General features: G+C 70.0%; 21 protein-coding genes. 9 read left to right on the top strand and 12 right to left on the bottom strand.

Going from position 1 to position 19365, the window contains the following annotated elements:
* Positions 1–162: 162 nt before the first annotated feature.
* The 4 genes from AOK17_RS39790 to AOK17_RS39805 all read left to right on the top strand — a co-directional run bounded on the left by AOK17_RS39790 (position 163) and on the right by AOK17_RS39805 (position 3148).
* A complete protein-coding gene (locus AOK17_RS39790; RefSeq protein ID WP_055617500.1) occupies positions 163–582 on the top strand; it encodes a pyrophosphohydrolase domain-containing protein in 420 nt (139 codons plus the stop codon).
* Between the two features lie 176 nt (positions 583–758).
* Entirely contained in the window at positions 759–1901 is a 1143-nt protein-coding gene (locus AOK17_RS39795) for an asparaginase (RefSeq protein WP_055617501.1), read from the top strand.
* A 197-nt stretch (positions 1902–2098) separates the two neighbouring features.
* Entirely contained in the window at positions 2099–2518 is a 420-nt protein-coding gene (locus AOK17_RS39800; protein ID WP_055617502.1) for a RidA family protein, read from the top strand.
* 9 nt (positions 2519–2527) lie between these two features.
* Positions 2528–3148 carry a gamma carbonic anhydrase family protein gene (locus AOK17_RS39805; RefSeq protein ID WP_055617503.1) on the top strand — a complete coding sequence of 207 codons (621 nt, stop codon included), beginning with the start codon at positions 2528–2530 and terminating at the stop codon, positions 3146–3148.
* 48 nt (positions 3149–3196) lie between these two features.
* On the opposite strand, the gene AOK17_RS39810 is transcribed toward AOK17_RS39805, so the two are convergent.
* The 3 genes from AOK17_RS39810 to AOK17_RS39820 all read right to left on the bottom strand — a co-directional run bounded on the left by AOK17_RS39810 (position 3197) and on the right by AOK17_RS39820 (position 6711).
* Positions 3197–4084: a glycoside hydrolase family 6 protein gene (locus AOK17_RS39810; protein WP_245697664.1), complete on the bottom strand. Its 888-nt coding sequence runs from the start codon at positions 4082–4084 to the stop codon at positions 3197–3199.
* 414 nt (positions 4085–4498) lie between these two features.
* Complete coding sequence (locus AOK17_RS39815) at positions 4499–5215, bottom strand: aspartate/glutamate racemase family protein (RefSeq protein ID WP_055617504.1); 717 nt, start codon at positions 5213–5215, stop codon at positions 4499–4501.
* Between the two features lie 2 nt (positions 5216–5217).
* Complete coding sequence (locus AOK17_RS39820; protein ID WP_055617505.1) at positions 5218–6711, bottom strand: NCS1 family nucleobase:cation symporter-1; 1494 nt, start codon at positions 6709–6711, stop codon at positions 5218–5220.
* Positions 6712–7000: 289 nt separating this feature from the next.
* On the opposite strand from AOK17_RS39820, the gene AOK17_RS39825 reads away from it, so the two are divergent.
* Together AOK17_RS39825 and AOK17_RS39830 are read left to right on the top strand one after the other, a co-directional pair.
* The gene (locus AOK17_RS39825) at positions 7001–7714 is read left to right on the top strand and encodes a GntR family transcriptional regulator (RefSeq protein WP_055617506.1); all 714 of its coding nucleotides are present in this window, start codon (positions 7001–7003) and stop codon (positions 7712–7714) included.
* Positions 7711–8118 (top strand): hypothetical protein, encoded by a 408-nt coding sequence (locus tag AOK17_RS39830; RefSeq protein ID WP_055617507.1) that lies wholly within the window; start codon positions 7711–7713, stop codon positions 8116–8118. The genes AOK17_RS39825 and AOK17_RS39830 overlap by 4 nt, the downstream gene beginning before the upstream one ends.
* Positions 8119–8179: 61 nt before the next feature.
* Here AOK17_RS39830 and AOK17_RS39835 read toward each other — a convergent pair whose 3' ends face one another.
* Complete coding sequence (locus tag AOK17_RS39835; protein WP_055617508.1) at positions 8180–8905, bottom strand: uracil-DNA glycosylase; 726 nt, start codon at positions 8903–8905, stop codon at positions 8180–8182.
* Positions 8906–8972: 67 nt separating this feature from the next.
* On the opposite strand from AOK17_RS39835, the gene AOK17_RS39840 reads away from it, so the two are divergent.
* Positions 8973–9479, top strand: coding sequence for an RNA-binding S4 domain-containing protein (locus AOK17_RS39840; RefSeq protein WP_055617509.1), 507 nt, complete (start codon positions 8973–8975; stop codon positions 9477–9479).
* A gap of 99 nt (positions 9480–9578) precedes the next feature.
* Here AOK17_RS39840 and AOK17_RS39845 read toward each other — a convergent pair whose 3' ends face one another.
* From AOK17_RS39845 to AOK17_RS39855, 3 genes are all read right to left on the bottom strand, one after another.
* Positions 9579–10043, bottom strand: coding sequence for a DoxX family protein (locus AOK17_RS39845; RefSeq protein WP_055617510.1), 465 nt, complete (start codon positions 10041–10043; stop codon positions 9579–9581).
* A 131-nt stretch (positions 10044–10174) separates the two neighbouring features.
* Positions 10175–10867 carry a class I SAM-dependent methyltransferase gene (locus AOK17_RS39850; RefSeq protein WP_055617511.1) on the bottom strand — a complete coding sequence of 231 codons (693 nt, stop codon included), beginning with the start codon at positions 10865–10867 and terminating at the stop codon, positions 10175–10177.
* Positions 10868–11056: 189 nt separating this feature from the next.
* Positions 11057–12094, bottom strand: coding sequence for an acyltransferase domain-containing protein (locus tag AOK17_RS39855; RefSeq protein ID WP_425424675.1), 1038 nt, complete (start codon positions 12092–12094; stop codon positions 11057–11059).
* A gap of 35 nt (positions 12095–12129) precedes the next feature.
* On the opposite strand from AOK17_RS39855, the gene AOK17_RS39860 reads away from it, so the two are divergent.
* Positions 12130–12393, top strand: a complete 264-nt coding sequence (locus AOK17_RS39860; RefSeq protein WP_055617513.1) for a DUF6343 family protein — start codon at positions 12130–12132, stop codon at positions 12391–12393.
* Between the two features lie 90 nt (positions 12394–12483).
* Here the strand turns inward: AOK17_RS39860 and AOK17_RS39865 are convergent, their stop codons facing one another.
* The 5 genes from AOK17_RS39865 to rpsA all read right to left on the bottom strand — a co-directional run bounded on the left by AOK17_RS39865 (position 12484) and on the right by rpsA (position 18135).
* Complete coding sequence (locus AOK17_RS39865) at positions 12484–12864, bottom strand: tetratricopeptide repeat protein (RefSeq protein WP_055617514.1); 381 nt, start codon at positions 12862–12864, stop codon at positions 12484–12486.
* A 49-nt stretch (positions 12865–12913) separates the two neighbouring features.
* Entirely contained in the window at positions 12914–13522 is a 609-nt protein-coding gene (gene coaE, locus AOK17_RS39870) for a dephospho-CoA kinase (RefSeq protein WP_055617523.1), read from the bottom strand.
* A 147-nt stretch (positions 13523–13669) separates the two neighbouring features.
* On the bottom strand, positions 13670–14608 hold the full coding sequence (locus tag AOK17_RS39875) for a PAC2 family protein (protein WP_055617515.1): 939 nt from the start codon (positions 14606–14608) through the stop codon (positions 13670–13672).
* 197 nt (positions 14609–14805) lie between these two features.
* The gene (locus AOK17_RS39880) at positions 14806–16332 is read right to left on the bottom strand and encodes a flavin monoamine oxidase family protein (protein WP_107102623.1); all 1527 of its coding nucleotides are present in this window, start codon (positions 16330–16332) and stop codon (positions 14806–14808) included.
* A gap of 291 nt (positions 16333–16623) precedes the next feature.
* Complete coding sequence (rpsA, locus tag AOK17_RS39885) at positions 16624–18135, bottom strand: 30S ribosomal protein S1 (RefSeq protein ID WP_055617517.1); 1512 nt, start codon at positions 18133–18135, stop codon at positions 16624–16626.
* 245 nt (positions 18136–18380) lie between these two features.
* Here rpsA and AOK17_RS39890 point away from each other — a divergent pair, with 245 nt between their 5' ends.
* Entirely contained in the window at positions 18381–19346 is a 966-nt protein-coding gene (locus tag AOK17_RS39890; RefSeq protein WP_079053545.1) for a class I SAM-dependent methyltransferase, read from the top strand.
* Positions 19347–19365: the final 19 nt, after the last annotated feature.

A 19365-nucleotide genomic window follows, 5' to 3' on the forward strand; every position in this document is an offset into this window, starting at 1 on the left:
GGGTTGGTGGGGGGAACAGTCATGGGGCTTCCTTAGGTGTTCCTGGTCGTTCCTGACGGCGGCGGGGCGTACAGGCCCACACGCCAGCCATGCTTGAAGACTCAACGGAGCATAGGGGTTCCGGTTACCGGCCCTGTCCGCGCCCCTCGATAAAGTCCCCGGATGCACTCCTCCCCCTCCTCCCCCGCACGTCTCGTCCATGAATTTCATCTGGCCTTCGGACTCGACGCCCGCACGACACCCACAGAGGTCTCCCCGGAACTCGCGGCCCATCGCGGTGAGTTGCTGGCGGAGGAGGCCGCCGAGGTGGCCGAGGTCTCGGTCGCCGGGCCGCTCGACCGGCTGGCGCACGAGCTCGCGGACGTCGTGTACGTCGCGTACGGCACCGCGCTCGTCCACGGCATCGACCTGGACGCGGTCATCGCCGAGATCCACCGCGCCAACATGACGAAGCTGGGGCCCGACGGGCGGGTCAGCCGCCGGGCCGACGGCAAGGTCCTCAAGGGGGACCACTACCGGGCTCCGGACGTGTCGGACGTCCTGCGGAACCAGGGTTGGGAGTCTCCTCGGTCCTCCGCCTGAGCAACTCGGCCCGTCGGCCCGAGTCTCTTCGGTCCACCGCCTGAGCAACTCGGCCCGCCCGCCGGGGAAATCTCCGCACACGGTGATTGACACGTGCACGCAACGCTCGGGAAAACACCGCTTCCTACGGTCGGCGGCGAGCGCCGATCACCGACCCGCAAGGAGCCGTGCCACCCGTGAAGATCGCCCACCGTACAACCGCCCTGCTCTGTTCGTTCGCCGTAGCCGCGGGAGTCTCGCTGGCCGGCGCGAGCGCCCATGCCGATGAGAGGAAGGACCAGCCCGAAGTGGCGGTGATCGGCACGGGCGGGACCATCTCCGGCGTCAGCACGAACCGCGTCTCGTTCCAGGACTACAAGTCGGGGCAGCTCGCGATCTCCAAGATGGTGGACGAGCTGCGGCCGGAGGTGAACGGGCTGGCCAAGGTGACGACCGAGCAGTTCGGGAACAAGGGGTCGAGCGGGTACTCCATCGCGGACTACCGCAAGCTCACCGCGTCCGTGGACGCCGCGCTGAAGAAGAGCGACGGCGTCGTGGTCACCACCGGTACGGACACGATGGAGGAGTTCGCGTACTGGCTCGACCTGACCGTGCGCAGCGACAAGCCGGTCGTCCTCACCGGCTCGATGCGGCCGTGGACCGTCATCGGCACGGACGCGCCGGCCAACCTCTACAACGCCATCAAGCTCGCCGCGAGCCGCAAGACCAAGTGCTACGGGACCGTCGTCATGCTCAACGACGAGATCCAGGCGGCCCGGGAAGTCCGCAAGACCAACGCACTGCGCATGGACACCTTCGAGAGCGGGCGTTCCGGGGTGCTCGGCGCCGTCGACCAGGACAACATCCGGCTCAACCGGGCACCGGCCCGCGTCCAGAAGTGCGGCAAGAGCGCCTGGCGCACGCCCTTCGACCTGGACCGGATCGTCGGCAAGGTGAGCGCCAAGGAGAGCAAGCCGCTGCCGAAGGTGGAGATCGCGTACTCGTACCAGGACGCGGGCGGCGAGGCGATCAAGGCGTTCGCGGACGGCGGCGCCAAGGGGGTCGTGACGGCGGGCACGGGCGCCGGGGGCATATCGCCCGCGATGTCGACCGCGCGGACGGACGCGGTGAAGAAGGGGGTGACGTTCGCGTCGACCACCCGTACCGGATCGGGCGCGGTGTACGACTCGACCGGCACCACCGGCGTCATCGGCGCCGAGGACCTGAGCCCGCAGAAGGCCCGGCTGTTGCTGCTCCTCTCGCTCGCGGCGACGAAGGACGAGAAGCTGATACGGGAGTGGTTCGCGACGCTGGGGACGGCCCAGTTCACCACCCGGTGACGGCCGAGTTCACCACCCGGTGACGGTCGCCGTCGGCCACCAGGTGATGGCCGGCGGCGGCCGGCAACACCTCCCGGAGGACCGGCGGAGGATATTCGGATGCGGCCCCGCAAGCCGGGGCCGCATGATCGGCGGGTTGTCCCTCAACAGCCACCGATTCCCTCGACATCCACCGGTCAGTCCGCGGGAGGCCACCCATGCTGAAGCGCGTCACCGTCCCCACCCTCTTCACGCCGCCCACCTACTCGCACGCCTCCGTCGTCGAGGCGGGCACGCGTCTCGCCTTCCTCGCCGGGTCCGTGCCCCTCAACGCCGACGGCGAGCTCGTCGGCCCGGGCGATCCCGTACGGCAGGCCGAGCGGGTGATCGCGAACCTGGGCGAGCAACTCCGGGCGGTCGGCAGCGACTTCGAGCACGTCGCGTACACCGATGTGTATGTCGTGAGCAGTGACCCCGCGGTGCTCTCCGAGGTGTGGGACGTCGTGGAGGCCTCCCTCCTCAGCGTCGGCCCGCACTCCTCCACCCTCCTCGGCGTCGCGTGCCTGGGCTACACCGGCCAGCTCGTGGAGATCACGGCCACGGCCGTGATCCCGGACGCCGCTTCCGACCAGGCCTAGAGTCCCCTCATGCTGATCGAACACCGTGGGCAGCGCCCCGTCGTCCCGGCCTCTGCGTACGTCGCGCCGACCGCTGTCCTCTGTGGCGCGGTCACCCTCGGCGAACGGGCCCGTGTACTGCACGGCGCCGTACTCACCGCGGAGGACGGGGAGGTACGGACCGGCGAGAACGTCGTCGTCATGGAGAACGCCCTCGTACGGGGACGGCGACGGCACCCCGTGCTCATCGGGAACGCCGTACTCATCGGCCCGCACGCCCACGTCAACGGCGCCCGGATCGAGGACGAGGTCTTCGTGGCCACCGGAGCCTCCGCCTTCCCCGGAGCCGTCGTGGGCGCCGGTTCGGAGCTGCGGATCAACAGCGTGCTGCACGCCAACTCGATCCTGCCGCCCGGCTCGGTCGTACCCATCGGCTGGATCGCCGCCGGCGCCCCGGAAGCCAAACTCTTCGCACCTGGTCAGCACGACGAACTGTGGGAAGTGCAAAGGGAGTTGGACTTCCCGGGCACGGTGTACGGCGTCCCGCGCGGCACCTCCATGCGGGACATCATGGCCCGGCAGGCGGAGCACTTCGCCGCACACCTCGACGACCGCGTCCTCGACGCCGACCCCGACCCCTCGACCGACTGACGTCCCGGCCCAGACCGGACCGGCACGCCACACCCCGGCCGCGCCCGTTCAACCGCGGGCGTTCCGGGTGTTCCGGGTGTTCCGGGCCAGCTCCAGCGCGTAAGACGGCCACCACTGCCCGGCGGTCGGTCCGCCCCGGCAGGTGCCGTCGGACTCGCCCGGGCGCTTGATCCACAGGTAGGCGTCGATCAGCGGGGCGCCCGTGGCGGTGGTCGGCGGTGTTCCCAGGGCCCTGCCCGGCGGGTTGCACCAGGAATCGGTGCCTGTGTAGGGCCCGTTGCCGTTGCGGCTGGTGTCGATCACGAAGTGCTTGCCGCCGAGAGCCGCCGACAGCCGATTCCCGTACGCCGAACTGGCCGCGTCCGTCTGGAAGTTGGAGACGTTCAGCGCGAAGCCGTCGGCGCGGGCGACGCCCGACCGCGTCAGCGGCTCGACCAGTTTCGAAGTGTCCGGCAGCCAGGCGGAGTTGCCCGCGTCGAGGTAGACGCGGGTACCGGGCTGCCGCTTGAGGCGGTCCACGGCGTACGCCAGCAGGGCGTACCGGTCCTCGGCCACGACCGAGGAGCAGCCCGCCACCGTCTGTGCCACGGCGTCCGGTTCGACGATCACGTACGCGTCCCGGTCGCCCAGCCCCGTCGCGAACTCGTCGACCCACTTCCGGTAGCCCGCGGCGTTCCAGGCCCCGCCTCCCGAGTACGACCCGCAGTCGCGGTGCGGGATGTAGTACGCGACGAGTACGGCCGTACGTCCCTGTCGTGCGGCGGCGCTGGTACGGGCCCGCACCACCGCCCGGGACGCGGGGCCGTTGAGCCACTCGGCCTGGGGACGGGTGGCGATCCGGTCCATGAGCAGGGCGTCCGCGGTCCGCCCGGTAAGGCGCCATTCGGCGGCCTGCAGGGCGGCGCGGGACCGGGGATCGACCCAGAAGGACTCCACGGGACCGGGCCCCCTCACCTGCGGCCCGCCTCGCCCGGCAGGACCGACGCCCGGCACTCCGCGCGCACCCGATACCCCGCCTGCGTCCGACACCTCACGTGCACCCGAAGTCCCGGCGCCCCACACACCCGCCGACGCGACGACCACCAGAGCGGCAAGCACGACAGCGACCACCCGGCCCCGGACACCAGCAACCAACCGGAGACGGGCACGGGTGGCACAGGCACGGGTGACACAGGCAACCAACCGGACACAGGCACCCACACCAGCGACCACGACCGACTCCGTTCCCACCGCCGGAGGCAACGGCGGCGACTCCTCCGCGGGGCACCGCCCACGTACCGGCGCCGCTCCCCCGGAGTCTGCGGTCAGCCGCGCCCGGCCAGCCCGTTCGCCGCTCGGGGGTGGAGAGAATCACTCCGACGGCGGCCCCCAAGTACGCCGCTTCGGCAGGGGCTTGGCATAGCTCCCCGCCCGGCTCGTCGTCAGGCCCAGCGACACCAGCGACTCGGCGAGTTTCACCGCCGCGCCCACCCCGTCGACGACCGGCAGCCCCAGCTTTTCCCCCACCGCCCGCTGCAGCCCGGTCATCCCGGCGCACCCGAGCACCAGGACCTCGGCGCCCGCGTCCCGGGCCCGCTCGGCGGCGGCCACGAAGGCCGCTTCCGTTCGCTCGGAGTCGCCGAGGTCGAGGACACCGAGCCCGGTGCCCACGACGGCGGCACAGTGCTGGGCCACCCCGGCCCCGTACAGGCTGTCCTCGATCTGCCCGGCCGACCGCTCCAGCGTGGTGACGACGCCGTACCGCCGCCCGAGCAGGCACGCGAGATGAGCGGCGGCCTCGGTGATGTCGACGACGGGTACGTCCACGAGTTCCCGTACGCCCTCGCGCCCGTGTTCCCCGAAGCCGGCCATGACGACGGCGTCGTACGGACCCTCGTACGTCCGCAGGGTGTCGATGACGGCAGCCGCGGAGAGATAGCTGTCGAGCCAGCCCTCGGCGGACTCGGGTCCCCAGGCGGGAGTGAGTCCGAGCACGGTGGTGCCCGGGCCTGCTGCGGCCCGGGCACCTCGCACGATCTCCTCGGTCATCCCCTGCGTCGTGTTGCAGTTGGTGACGACGATCCGCACGCTCAGCCCTCCACGGGAGCCGAAGCCGACGCCGGCTCGGTGACAGGGGCGGGGGCCGCGGCGCGCTCGGAGCGGCACAGGAGCGCGTACAGTCCGGCGGCCAGCGCCGTCCCGATGAACCACGAGTACGGGGCGACCTCGCTGAACGTCGTCACCAGGGCGAGCACCGCCGAGACCGCCGCAGCGGGCAGGAACGCCCACAGGGCCTTGGGGTTGACGCCCTTGCGGTAGTAGTAGCGGGATCCGGGCTCGGCGTTGAAGAGCTCGTCGACGTCGATGCGGCCGTGCTTGACCCAGAAGTAGTCGAGCATGATCACACCGAACAGCGGGCCGAGGAAGGCGCCGAGACCGCCGAGGAAGTACTGGACGACCGTGGGGTTGGAGAAGAGGTTCCACGGGGTCACCACCAGCGCGGCCACCGTGCTGATCAGGCCGCCGACCTTGAAGGTGATCTTCTGCGGCCAGACGTTGGCCAGGTCGTACGCGGGCGAGACGAAGTTGGCGACGATGTTGACGCCCATGGTGGCGATGGCGAAGGTCAGCGCGCCCAGCACCAGGACCCAGGTGTTGCCGATCTCGGCGACGAGGTGGGCCGGGTCGGTGATCGCCTTGCCGAACACCTCCAGCGAGCCGGCCGTCACGATGACCGACACGATCACGAAGGCGGTCGAGTTGATGGGCAAGCCCCAGAAGTTGCCGCGCTTGACCGTCCTGTAGTCGGGCGCGAAGCGCGAGAAGTCGCAGAAGTTGAGCATCAGCGTGCCGTACGTGGCGAGGATCAGCCCGATCGCGCCGAACCACTGGCGCCACTGCTCACCGACGGAGACCGGGTTCGGAGTCGTCGTGAGCGAGATGGTCCAGTCGGCCTTGGCGAGGATCCAGATCGCGAGGGCGATCATGACGAGCCAGATGGCCGGACCGCAGAAGTCCTGGAACTTCCGTACGGATTCCATGCCCTGGCTGATGATCAGCGCCTGGAGCAGCCACAGCGAGAGGAAGGACACCCAGCCGAGCGCGTCGAGGCCGAGGAAGGAGCTGTGGGTCCAGGACTCCAGGCCGGGCCAGGCCGCGAGCAGCATGATGTTGACGGCGACGGAGGCCAGATAGGTCTGGATGCCGTACCACATGATGGCGATGACGGCCCTGATCAGGGCCGGGATGTTGGCGCCCCAGACCCCGAAGCTGATCCTGCTGATCACGGGAAAGGGCACACCGTGGCTCTGTCCGATCTTCCCCATCCAGTTCATGCCGACGTAGATGAGCACGAAGCCGACGAGCAGGGACGTGAAGATCTGCCAGACGTTCATGCCCAGGACCAGCAGGCCCGCCGCGAACGTGTAGTTGCCGAGGTTGTGGACGTCGGACATCCACATGGCGAAGAGGTCGAAGACCTTCCAGTTCCGCTTGCCCGCGGGCGCGAGGTCTTCGTTGGTGAGCCGGGGATCGGGGACGAACGCCGGAGTGCCGGTGGCTGTGGCTGGATCGGCGAGGGACACAAGGCCTCCATGAGCGAGGGGACGACGGGAGGACTGCGGGGAGTGCGGGTGCGAGGGCGGGTGCCGGTGCGGGTTCGAGGAGAGTGAGGGGACAGGGACGGGGACGGGGAGCGTGCGGGGTGGGGCGTGGAGGGGAACGTAGGGAGGCTGAGGCCTGAGGCCCGGGGAGCAGCCGCTTGCAGTTTTGGTATACCAAACTGAGGTCATAGTCTCGCCGCCGACGACATCTCGCCATGTCCGTACGGTTACAGCTCGGTAAAACCGTCCCTGGTTCGGCGAGGATGGACCCATGACAACGGTGGAACCGCTGGGGGCGGTGCGCGAGCGGGTCCTCAGCTCGCTGCGGCAGGAGATCATCGCCGGGCGGCTGCTGCCCGGCGACCGGCTGGTCGAGCGGGAGCTGGCCGAGCGGTTCGGGGTCTCCCGCGTACCGGTCCGCGAGGCGATCCGGGCCCTGGTCACCGAGGGCTTCGTCCTCTTCGAGACCCCGCGCCGCACGGTCGTACGCCACCTGACCCCGACGGACGTCGCGGAACTCTTCGAACTGCGCGAGGCCCTGGAGGTGTACGCCACCGGGCTGGCCGCGCAGCGCGCCACCCGGGCCGACCTCGCCGAGCTGGAGGAGCTCCTCGACCGCGCGGCGGACGCGACCCGCGCGGACGACGCGGAGGCGATCACCGACATCAACACCCGTTTCCACGACCGGATCCTGGCGATGGCCGGCAACAGCCTGCTGATCTCCGTGATGGAGCCGGTCGACGGCCGACTGCGCTGGCTCACCCGCCAGAACGAGGAGTGGCCCCAACTCCTCGCCGAACACCGCGAGTTGTACGCGGCCATCGCCTCCGGCGACCGTGAGCTGGCCCGCGCCCACGCCCTGGCCCACGTACAGGCCAACTACCGCTCGACGGTGCGCCACCTCTTCGGCGACAGCGACCCCGGCCCCGCCGCCCATTCCACTGCCAACTCCGGCTCCGGCTCGGGCTCCGAGGGAGAAGCGTGACCGTCCGTACGGCCATCGGTGCGGCGAGGACCCGTCCCTGCACGCTCGTCGTCTGCCGCGGCTGCTGCTGCGGTGACGCCCGCAAGTACCCGGACTACGACCACGAGTGGCAGCTGGACCGGCTGCGCGCCGCGGCCGAGGCCTCCGACGGCCGCCTCGCGGTCCGTACGACGGACTGCCTCGGCCCGTGCGATCAAGCCAACATCATCGTCGTACAGCCGTCGGGCGAGGGCCGCAGGCGAGGCGGCCGGCCCGTCTGGATCGGCTGGTCGATGGGCGACGACTGCACCGACGAGATACTCCGCTGGGCGCAGGCCGGCGGCCCCGGTGTCGCCCCTCCCCCGGCCACCCTTGAGCTGCAGTTCGTGCAGTCGGCGGGCGAACGGGACCGGGCGCGACGCTGAGCGCTCCGCGGGAACGCGGGAACCGGCGCTGCGGGGCGTCCGTTGCTGGTCGCGCGCGGCTCTAGCCCTCGTACGGTCGGGTCGGCAGGTCCGCCGCCTTCGCCGCCGTGCGCAGCACGCTTCGCAGCATCTCGGGGGTGAGCCGCCCCGTGAAGGTGTTGCGCTGGCTGACGTGGAAGCAGCCGAAGAGCTCCAGCGGCCGGTCGGGGCCGTCCAGCGTGACCCGTGCCCCGTGTGCAAAGGCCGGCCGGGGCCGGGGCACCGTCCACCCCGCCCCGGCGAACGCGGGCAGCGCGGCCTGCCAGCCGAAGGCACCGAGCACGACGACCGCGCGGAGGGTGGGCCTGAGCAGCCGCAGCTCGCTCACCAGCCAGGGCCGGCAGGTGTCCCGCTCCTCCGGCGTCGGCTTGTTGGCGGGCGGCGCGCAGTGCACGGGCGAGGTGACGCGTACGCCGTGCAGGGCCAGCCCGTCGTCGCTGCTCACGGAGGTGGCCTGGGACGCCAGCCCCACCTCGTGCAGCGCCGCGTACAGCACGTCCCCGGACCGGTCTCCCGTGAACATCCGCCCGGTCCGGTTCCCGCCGTGTGCCGCGGGCGCGAGTCCGACCACCAGCAGCGAGGCGTCCGGCGGCCCGAAGCCCGGCACCGGGCGGCCCCAGTACGTCCAGTCCGCGAAGGCGGCCCGTTTCGTGTGGGCCACCTCCTCCCGCCAGTCGACCAGCCGCGGGCAGGCCCGGCACCCGGCGATCCGCTCGTCCAGCTCGGCCAGGCCGTACTCCTGCTCCATGCCCCCCACGGTATGCCCGGCGGAAAACGGTTCCGGCTGCCGGCCCGTCGAGGACTAAGGTCGGACCATGGCTTCAGGGACTCAGGGCAACGGCAATGACGGGACCGGCGCGGGCGGCTCCGACGCCGCCGTGGCCGACGCGAAGGCAGCCGCGAAAGCGGCGGCGCCCTCGACCGGTGAGACCGTGCGCGTCGACAGCTGGATCTGGTCCGTGCGCCTCGTGAAGACCCGTTCGATGGGTGCCACCGCCTGCCGCGGAGGCCATGTGCGGGTGAACGGCGAACGCGTCAAGCCCGCGCACACCGTCCGCGTCGGCGACGAGGTCCGGCTGCGGCACGACGGCCGGGAGCGGGTCGTCGTCGTGAAGCGTGTGATCCGCAAGCGGGTCGGCGCGGCGGTCGCCGCCGAGTGCCTCGTCGACAACAGTCCGCCGCCTCCGCCTCGCGAGGCCGTCGCCCCGGCGGGTGTCCGCGACCGGGGTACGGGACGGCCCACCAAGCGGGATCGGCGCGAACTGGAACGGCTGCGGGGGCTTGGCGCACCTGATGGCGGCCCCGGGGCACCTACGTCTTGACCCTGCCCTGGCGGGACGAAGGCGAGAGTGGGTGCAGGTGCGCCGGGTGCGGGCCGTCCGTGGCCGGTCGCGCAGTTCCCCGCGCCCCTTTGGGCGCGCTCAGGAGCGTCGGAGGCAGAAGATCAGCCTCGGCAGCTCGGCCGCATCCCTCCGCCGTGCCCAGGCTATGAGCGCCAGCGGAAGTATCAGGATGACCGGGGTCGCCGCGTTCTCCCCTCCGAACACGGTGATCTGCGTGATGAACGCGCCCACCATCAGCGCGCCCAGCGACACCGCCGCCACCGACGAGAGCACCGGGATCAACAGGGCGACGGCACCTGCCAGTTCGAGCGCCCCGATGCTGTACATCCCCGCGCTGCCCCAGCCCATCTCGTTGAACCCCTCGGCGGCCGAAGGGTGCGCGATGAGCTTGGGCAGCGCGCTCGCGAACGCGTAGAAGAGGGCGAGCAGCACCTGCAGTCCCCGCAGAGCGAGGCGGGCACGACGGCCACGGGCGGTCGGCGACTCGGCGATGACGGGGCCGGAGCCTGAGCCGGAGGTGACGGTAGCGGTGGTTTCGAACATGGGGATCTCCTGTGTGAAGCGGTGCGCGTTGCTGTCACAGAGGAAGACCGGCCCGGTGTCCGAAACTCATCGCCGCACGAAGAATTCGTTGCCCCACAAAGGGACTTCGCCCTCTTCAGGCCGTCAGGTCATCACGCCGGCACCGCCCGAACCCACACCCGGTCCTCCGTCAGATACCGGTCGACCTTCAGCCCCGACTCTCCCAGCGCCTCCTCGAACGCCTCCTTCGTGAGCGGCCGGGCGAGGAACGTCTGCGTCCACACCGCGTCCGGGAACACATACTCCGCCCGCACCGAGTTGATCCCGTTCCCGACCGGCTCCGCGGACAGTATCCGGATGGTGAAGCCGCTCGGGTCCTGCCGCTCGCGCGGCAGATTCGTGTGGTAGTCCTCCCCCTCGCGCTGGATCAGCACGCACCCGTCGTCCGCGACATGGCTCCGGCAGGCGTCGAGAATCCCGCGCCGCACCTCGTCGTCTCCGTCGTGCACGAGGAACGACGCGAGCATCACCACGTCGAACTTCTCCCCCGCCAGGTCGAGCGTCTCTATGGGGCCGCATATCGTGCGCGCCCCACGCACCCGCTCCAGCATCTCGGCCGACTCGTCCACGGCCGTCACCGTGAAGCCCCGCTCCAGGAGCGGGTGGGTCATACGCCCCACACCGCTGCCCAGTTCGAGAATGTGCGCCCCCGCCGGCACCGCCCCGGCGATGATGTCCGGCTCGTCCCCGACGGACAGCCGCGAGTACAGCTCCACCGCGCAGCCGTCCGGCGTGATGGCGCCGGGTCCTGTCCCTTCGTGTCCCTCACGCATCTCGATCGTCATACCAGCCCAACGGCCCGTGCCCGCCGCGCCGTTCCCACCACCGCCCACACCACCCGTTCGAGTGACACCGCGAACTGGCCAGGAACTGAACGGTAGTTGACCGCGAATGGCGTGAGCCGGTCACAATCCTTTCGGTTGCTTGGGTTGCTTGGGTTGCTTGGGTTGCTTGGGTTCTTTCGGATCCTTCTGTCACCACGCGAACCAGCCGTGTCCGCCGTACCAGTGGCCGCCCGCCCGCAGATGGTCCACGACCGCCCGCTCGACCCTGGTCCGCCGCGGCAACTCCTCCACCGGCAGGTCCGGGTCGCCGAAGACGAATCCCACGGGACCCTTGTCGTCCGCCTTCGTCTCCTCGTACGCGATCCGGAACCGCTCCTGGAAGCTCACGATGTTGGAGTCCGCCGGAAGGTACCGCTGCAACTGCCGGTCGAGCAGCCAGGAGTGGCATTCCGCGACCGCGTAGCGCTCGTCCGGATAGTGGCGGGCGAAGAACTCCCGTGCCAGGTCCAGCGACTGGTCGCAGGCCTCTGGTGACAGAGGTCCCCGGAAGTCGGCGATGTGCACGCTCAGACAGAGGTCTCCGGGGCCGGTGTCGAGTCCCGCGGCCGAGGCCGCCTCCCCCGTGTGGCCGCCGAGTCGCGCGCGCTGGAACTGCAGCCGCCCCAGCTGGTACAGCTCCCCGTGGAAGTGCAGCCCGATCCACCAGGGCACCAGCAGCCCGCTGGTGCCGACGCGTCGCCGGTGCACGGCCATGTGCCGGCCCAGGTCGGCGAGGGTGCGCCGGGACACGTCCGCCGGCACGCCCCGCTGCAGGTGATAGGCGCGCACATACGGCAGCGCGGCGACGAAGACGAACACATGGAAGGTGCGGCCCAGCGCTCCGGTGGACTCCGGGAACGCGGGCGGCTCCCACCCTTTGCCGATCTCCCCCATGCCACGTACGAACCGGGCGACGCACCGCCGCAGCAGCGTCATCGCCTCCGGGTCCGCCACCAGCCTGCCGCGCAGCGCGACGAGTTCGTTGACGTACTCGTGCGGCACGGACAGGTCGAGCAGGACGTCCGGCAGCGCGATCGCGTCCGGCAGGACGTCCTCCGCCCGCGGGCCGTCGGGCTCGCCCTCGCTCTCCAGGTCCTTCAGCCATCCGGCGAGCCTCTCGTCCGCCCGCAGCTCCTCCACCAGCACAGTTGCTCCCCGTTCGTCCGCCTCTTGGTGAACGTGCACCACGAAGAGTACGTTTCCCCGTAGGAGTAGTGATCCCGATGCGTACGGGCAGTGAACCGACAACAGCGCGCAGTGTCCTCAGGGCGCGCCTGTGGCTCAGCGTGTGGGGCCTTGTCTGGGCGATCGTCGGGACGGCCGCGTTCGCCGTCGCCGGGCGGCCTGGCTGGGCGATCGCCTGCGGAGTGCTGTGGCTGATCGTCACCGTCGACCTGGCGATGGTCCTGAGGCACATCCGCCAGGGACCCCACTATCAGCCCGGCCCCGACATCCCGCCGTACCGACCACCGGAACACCGCCTCTAGGGCGCGCACTTCAGCGGCCGGCTCTCAGCCTCGCAGCGCCGACGGCCTCGTGTCAGGAGTCGTCCCGCACCCCCAGAACTCGTCCGTGACTCAGGAGTCGAACCGCGCCGCGGCCAGATACTCGGGCTGCGGATCCAGCGCCGCCGCGAGCCTGAAGTGGCGCAGAGCTTGGTCGGAGCGGCCGGAGCGCTCATAGGTGCGGGCGAGCGCGAAGTGCGCGAACGCGTTGTCCGGCTCGCGCTCCAGCACGATGGTGAACTCCAGCTCGGCGGGCCGCAGTTGCGCCGCCGCGAAGAAGGCACGCGCGCGCAGCAGCCGGGCCGCGGTGTTCTCGGGATGTGCGGCAATGACTCGGTCCAGCAGCTTCACCGCACCCCGCGGATCCCGCGCGGCCAGCAACTGCTCGGCGGCACGGAAGTCGATGACATGCGTCTCCGGAGTACGTCCGGTGAATCCGCTGGTCTCGGGCACGGCTGAGTCCTTCCCTCACTGCACGGAATCAACGCCCCCAAGGGGCCCACTATTCCGAGGCGCCCCGGGCCCGCCGGACCAGATCCGCCCACACGTCCCGTACCCGCCGCTGCAGGGCTTCCAGTGGTACGTCGTTGTCGATGACGACGTCCGCGATCTCCAGGCGCTTGTCGCGCGTGGCCTGGGCGGCCATCCGGGCGCGGGCGTCCTCCTCGGTCATACCGCGCAGCCGCACGAGCCGGTCGAGCTGGGTCTCGGGGCTAGCGTCGACGACGATCACGAGGTCGTAGAGCGGTGCGAGGCCGTTCTCGGCGAGCAGGGGGACGTCGTGCACGACCACGGAGTCCTCCGCGGCGGCCTCTTCGAGCTCGTGGGAGCGGGCGCCCACCAGGGGGTGCACGATCGAGTTCAGCACGGCGAGCTTCTCGGCGTCCGCGAAGACGATCGACCCGAGTCTGGGCCGGTCCAGGCTGCCGTCCTCGGCGAGCACGCCCTCACCGAAGGCGTCCACGACCGCTGCGAGCCCCGCGGTGCCCGGCGCCACGACCTCCCGCGCGATCCTGTCGGCATCGATCAGTACGGCGCCCTGCTCCACGAGCAGCCGCGACACCTCACTCTTACCGGCCCCGATCCCACCGGTCAGACCAACCTTCAGCATGCCCACGAGCTTAGGCCCCACCACCGACAAGCCCCCGGCCGGGCGCCCCCGAAGGGGCGCGGGGCTGTGTCCACATACGGCTCCGCCGCGTGAACGCGCCCAGCCCCAACCAATCCGCAGACGGAAGCCGGGATCAAAACGAAGCGACTACGCGTCGCCCTCCCGCTCCGCCAGGAACTTCTCGAATTCGAGCCCGATCTCGTCCGCGGACGGAATCTCCACCGGCTCGGCCATCATGTTGCCCCGCGTCTCGGCGCCCGCGGCAGCGTCGTACTGGTGCTCAAGCCCCTGGACGAGCGCGACCAGTTCCTCGTCGCCCTCCTGGATCTGCCGGTCGATCTCGGTCTGTGTGCGGTGCGCCTCGGTGCGCAGGGCGTGCGCGATCCCGGGCAGTACCAGACCGGTGGCCGCCGTGATGGCCTCCATGACCGTCAGCGCCGCGTCCGGGTACGGAGAGCGGGCGATGTAGTGCGGCACGTGGGCGGCGACGCCCAGGATGTCGTGTCCGGCCTGCATCAGGCGGTACTCGACCAGCGACTCGGCGCTGCCGGGGACCTGGGCCTCGTCGAAGGGGCTGCGATGGCCCGGTACGAGGTCCGTGCGGTTGCCGTGCGGCGTGAGACCCACGGGGCGCGTGTGCGGTACGCCCATGGGAATGCCGTGGAAGTTCACGGACAGGCGCACGCCGAGGCGCTCAACGATCTGCTGGACGGCCGCGGCGAAGCGCTCCCACTCGACGTCCGGCTCGGGGCCGGAGAGTAGCAGAAAGGGCGCGCCGGTGGCGTCCTGGACGAGCCGCACGTCCAGCGTGGGCTCCTCGTAGTCGGCCCAGCGGTCGCTCCTGAACGTCAGGAGCGGGCGCCGGGCGCGGTAGTCCACGAGCCTGTCGTGGTCGAAGCGGGCCACGACCTGATGGGGCAGCGAGTCGAGCAGCCGGTCGACGATCTGGTCGCCGGTCTCGCCCGCGTCGATGTATCCGTCGAAGTGGTAGAGCATGACAAGACCGGCCGACTCCTGGGCGAGCGCCATGTCGACGACAGCCAGGCCCTTCGGCTCCCATGCGTACAAACCCTGCGGATCAAGCACAGTGACCGCTCCTCCTCGTGTTCGTACTCCACAACGCGGACCAGGACACGAGCATTCCCCGCTCACGCCCGTTCGCTGCCCCCTTTTACCTCCTTCTCATGCGCTGCGACCGCGCCTTGACATCGCCATGACAGTGCACGACACCATGCCAACGCCATGACCAACGCCGTGCCCGCGCTACCCGGCGCCACCCGGCGCTACGACGCCAGCACGCGCGCGTGGAGCGCGGTGACGGCCTTGCGGGCGGACGTGAACGCGCCGTGCTGCCAGGCGTCCGTGTAGCTGAGCCAGTCACCGGCGAAGTAGACGCGCCCTGTGGGCTCGTTGAGCGGCTTGTAGCGGACGTGGTCGGGACCGCCGGTGGTCGTGTGCCAGGCGGCCTCCAGGTGGGGCGTCTGGCGCCAGTGGTGGGAGAAGGAGGACGCCAGTTCGGTGCGGTACTTCGCCCCGTAGATCTTCACTCCCGCGGCGACCGCACGCGTCTCGCGCTCCCTGGGCGTGAGCTTCGCGTACGCGTCCGCGTCGGCCCCGTAGTTGTAGTAGCCGATCATGACGCCGCGCTCGCCGTGGAAGCCGTGGGACGGGTGCCAGATGTGGGTGACGTCCTGGTCGGTCTCGGTGATGCCGCCGTAGATCCGGTGGTCGAGCTCCCACCAGCGGGAGCGGTACTCCAGGCCGATCTTGGCCGCGGACGACGGGGTGATCGCCTCCAGCGCGGTCTGTACGCCCGCGCCCAGGTTGTGCGGGATCTTGGCGAGGATGTTGGGCGGCAGCGCGCCGACGCAGTAGTCGGCGTCGATGCTTCTGGTCCGGCCGCCCTGGGCGTACGTGACGGTGACACCGCTCCCCTTGTCGGTGATTTTCGAGACGACGGCCCCCGTACGTATGCGATGGCCCCCGATCGCCCTCGTCAGGGCGCGCGGTATCCGGTCCATGCCGCCCACCGGCTGGAACATCAGCATCGCCTGGTCGAAGCCGAACTCGAAGGAGAAGTAGCGGCCGACGCCGCTCGCGAACACCTCGGAGGCGGACGGGATGTCACCCAGGAGCACACCGGGGGTGCCCGCTGCCGCGGGGACGACCTCGTATCCGCGGCGCTCGCCGCCCGTGTAGTCCAGCGTGTCTCCCAGGTCGCCGAAGTCCTTGAGGAACTCGACGAGCCTCTCCCGGTCCTCGGCGGTCAACTCCGCGTCGAGAGCGCCCGTGTCGGTGGCCTTGGCGAGCAACTCCGAGACGTACCCGTAGACATCGGCCTTCGCCGTGCGGTACCGCATCGGCTCGGTCATGCCGGCCGACTCGTTGAAGAGGTACGCGTCCGCGTTGACGTTGGTGAACACCTCCAGCGGCACACCGAGTTCGCGGCAGTAGTCAAGAGTGACCATCCACTGGGGCAGACGCGCCGGGCCCGCGTTCATGTACTGCCCGTCACCGAAGCGGGCCGTCTGCCGGTTGCCGTACAGGTCGGTGGTGGTGTCGCCGCCCCGCACCGTGAAGTTGCGGCCACCGGTGCGGTCTCTGGCCTCCAGGACCGTACAGTCGTAGCCCGCCTTGCCGAGTTCGTACGCGGTCGTGAGGCCGGCGATGCCGCCGCCGACGACGACCACCTTGGCCGCGCCGCGCCCGCTGAGCGTGAAGTCGCTCGGCTTCGGGGCGTGGAAGGGCTGTTCGCGCTGGGCCGCCTGGGCGGTGGGAGCGAGACCGAGGGCTCCCATGGTGGCGAACATCGTGCCCGCGCCGCCGGTGAGGCCCACCTTGCGCAGGAACGAACGCCGACTCGTACCAGGACCGCTCTGAGGCTGTGCCATGACTGGGGCTCCCCTTCTCGATCTTGAACGACCGAGGAAGCCTCCCAATGGCCGGTTACGGCCCATCAGTTATTCATGTATCCCGCAAGTTTCTGCAACCACGGGCTTTCCGGCCGGCTGAACGCCTCCGCCGGTCAACGCACTGCGGGCCCGCACCCAGAAGGGTGCGGGCCCGCAGTCACCAGCTAGTTACTGCCTAGAGGTGTGCGATCAGCTCTGGCCTCCGGCCAGCTTCTCGCGGAGGGCGGCCAGCGCCTCGTCCGACGCCAGGGCGCCGGAGTTGTCGTCCGACTCCGAGGAGTACGAACCGCCGCCACCGCTGCCACCGGAGGCGGCCGGAGCCGCACCCGGGGTGGCGACACCCTCGGCCTCGGCCTGGGCGTCCGCCTCGCGGGACTTGATGACCTGAGCCTGGTGCTGCTCGAAGCGCGTCTGCGCCTCGGCGTACTGGTTCTCCCACACCTCGCGCTGGGACTCGTAGCCCTCGAGCCAGTCGTTGGTCTCGGGGTCGAAGCCCTCGGGGTAGATGTAGTTGCCCTGGTCGTCGTACGACGCGGCCATGCCGTACAGCGTCGGGTCGAACTCGACCGAGGCCGGGTCGGCACCGAAGGACTCGTTGGCCTGCTTCAGGGACAGCGAGATCCGGCGACGCTCGAGGTCGATGTCGATGACCTTGACGAAGATCTCGTCGTTGACCTGGACGACCTGCTCCGGGATCTCCACGTGGCGCTCGGCCAGCTCGGAGATGTGGACCAGACCCTCGATGCCCTCGTCGACGCGCACGAACGCACCGAAGGGAACGAGCTTGGTGACCTTACCCGGGACGACCTGACCGATCTGGTGCGTACGGGCGAACTGCTGCCACGGGTCTTCCTGCGTCGCCTTCAGCGACAGGGAGACACGCTCGCGGTCCATGTCGACGTCGAGGACCTCGACGGTGACTTCCTGGCCGACCTCGACAACCTCGGAGGGGTGGTCGATGTGCTTCCAGGAGAGCTCGGAGACGTGAACGAGACCGTCGACGCCACCCAGGTCCACGAAGGCACCGAAGTTGACGATCGAGGAGACGACGCCGGAGCGGACCTGACCCTTCTGCAGGGTGGTGAGGAACGTCTGGCGAACCTCGGACTGGGTCTGCTCGAGCCAGGCGCGGCGGGACAGGACCACGTTGTTGCGGTTCTTGTCCAGCTCGATGATCTTCGCCTCGAGCTCCTTGCCCACGTAGGGCTGGAGGTCGCGGACACGGCGCATCTCGACGAGAGAAGCCGGCAGGAAGCCACGGAGGCCGATGTCGAGGATGAGACCACCCTTGACCACCTCGATGACGGTGCCGGTGACGATGCCGTCCTCTTCCTTGATCTTCTCGATGGTGCCCCAGGCGCGCTCGTACTGGGCGCGCTTCTTCGAGAGGATCAGGCGGCCTTCCTTGTCCTCCTTCTGGAGAACAAGGGCTTCGATCTCGTCGCCGACCTTGACGACCTCATTGGGGTCGACGTCGTGCTTGATCGAGAGCTCGCGGCTCGGGATGACACCTTCGGTCTTGTAACCGATGTCGAGCAGGACCTCGTCCCGGTCGACCTTCACGATGACGCCGTCGACGATGTCGCCGTCGTTGAAGTACTTGATCGTCTCGTCGATCGCGGCGAGGAAGGCTTCCTCGTTACCGATGTCGTTGACCGCAACCTGCGGGGTGGTGGCGGTGGTCTCGGTGCTGCTCGTCATGTGGGTAAGGGCTCCGGTACGGACAGTGAGTCGTAGGTACTGCTTACGCCGGGAGCCCGTTTCGCTCTGAAGAAGCCGGACAGCCAAGGAAGCGCCGAATCCGGGCGTGTTCAATGACGAACACTTGCCGGTGGCGCCTCGAAAACCGAGGGGACATACAACAGATGCGAGCGCAGCCTGCTACGTCTGAGGAGCGCAGGCCCGCAGCGCAACTTGTAGCATACGGGGGCAGCCGGACAGGGTCAATGCGCGAAGGCGCACACCCGGGGCGGAACGCCGCATACCCGGCACAAGACCTGTCTCACGAGGCCACGAGGGCCCTGCGGCGCCCCTTGTGTGACGCCCGTCGGGGACGGGTCGGACGGAAGAGCCCGCAGATTAGTACGAGGGAGCCGATCATCCAAGAGCCCGAACCGTTCGAGCCCGAGGCGACACGACGGGAGGCGGGGTCCGGCGAGAGCACCCGCGCCAATCGTGGCTGGTGGGACCGGAACGCGGACGAGTACCAGGTCGAGCACGGCACGTTCCTCGGCGACGACCGTTTCGTGTGGGGCCCCGAGGGCCTCGACGAGATCGAGGCCGAGTTGCTCGGGCCGATGGAGGAACTGGCCGGAAAGGACGTCCTGGAGATCGGCGCGGGTGCCGCCCAGTGCTCGCGCTGGCTGGCCGCCCAGGGGGCCCGTCCGGTCGCCCTGGACCTCTCGCACCGCCAGCTCCAGCACGCGCTGCGGATCGGCGCCAAGGGAGTGGGGCTCGTGGAGGCGGACGCCGGCGCACTGCCGTTCGCGGACGCCTCCTTCGACCTCGCGTGCTCCGCCTACGGGGCGCTGCCCTTCGTCGCGGATCCCGTGAAGGTCCTGAGGGAGGTGCACCGGGTGCTGCGGCCCGGCGGCCGGTTCGTCTTCTCCGTCACGCACCCGATCCGCTGGGCCTTCCCCGACGAGCCCGGCCCCGAGGGGCTGACCGTGGCCTCCTCGTACTTCGACCGCACGCCGTACGTCGAGCAGGACGACGAGGGCAACGCGGTGTACGTCGAGCACCACAGGACGGTCGGCGACCGCGTCCGGGACGTGGTGGCGGGCGGTTTCCGGCTGGTCGACCTGGTCGAGCCGCAGTGGCCCGCCTGGAACACCCAGGAGTGGGGCGGCTGGTCGCCCCTTCGGGGAAACCTCATCCCGGGGTCGGCGATCTTCGTGTGCGAGCGAAGCTAGATGGGGGCACCCCCGGCCG

Origin of the sequence: Streptomyces phaeochromogenes (assembly GCF_001418655.1) — a bacterium.
GTDB lineage: Bacteria > Actinomycetota > Actinomycetes > Streptomycetales > Streptomycetaceae > Streptomyces > Streptomyces phaeochromogenes.

Coding starts and splice junctions, on each gene's coding strand:
- rpsA (WP_055617517.1), bottom strand. CDS start 18,135: ATGACGAGCAGCACCGAGACCACCGCCACCACCCCGCAGGTTGCGGTC.
- AOK17_RS39835 (WP_055617508.1), bottom strand. CDS start 8,905: ATGGAGCAGGAGTACGGCCTGGCCGAGCTGGACGAGCGGATCGCCGGG.
- AOK17_RS39800 (WP_055617502.1), top strand. CDS start 2,099: ATGCTGAAGCGCGTCACCGTCCCCACCCTCTTCACGCCGCCCACCTAC.
- AOK17_RS39890 (WP_079053545.1), top strand. CDS start 18,381: ATGCGCGAAGGCGCACACCCGGGGCGGAACGCCGCATACCCGGCACAA.
- AOK17_RS39845 (WP_055617510.1), bottom strand. CDS start 10,043: ATGTTCGAAACCACCGCTACCGTCACCTCCGGCTCAGGCTCCGGCCCC.
- coaE (WP_055617523.1), bottom strand. CDS start 13,522: ATGCTGAAGGTTGGTCTGACCGGTGGGATCGGGGCCGGTAAGAGTGAG.
- AOK17_RS39860 (WP_055617513.1), top strand. CDS start 12,130: ATGCGTACGGGCAGTGAACCGACAACAGCGCGCAGTGTCCTCAGGGCG.
- AOK17_RS39880 (WP_107102623.1), bottom strand. CDS start 16,332: ATGTTCGCCACCATGGGAGCCCTCGGTCTCGCTCCCACCGCCCAGGCG.
- AOK17_RS39825 (WP_055617506.1), top strand. CDS start 7,001: ATGACAACGGTGGAACCGCTGGGGGCGGTGCGCGAGCGGGTCCTCAGC.
- AOK17_RS39850 (WP_055617511.1), bottom strand. CDS start 10,867: ATGACGATCGAGATGCGTGAGGGACACGAAGGGACAGGACCCGGCGCC.
- AOK17_RS39805 (WP_055617503.1), top strand. CDS start 2,528: ATGCTGATCGAACACCGTGGGCAGCGCCCCGTCGTCCCGGCCTCTGCG.
- AOK17_RS39790 (WP_055617500.1), top strand. CDS start 163: ATGCACTCCTCCCCCTCCTCCCCCGCACGTCTCGTCCATGAATTTCAT.
- AOK17_RS39840 (WP_055617509.1), top strand. CDS start 8,973: ATGGCTTCAGGGACTCAGGGCAACGGCAATGACGGGACCGGCGCGGGC.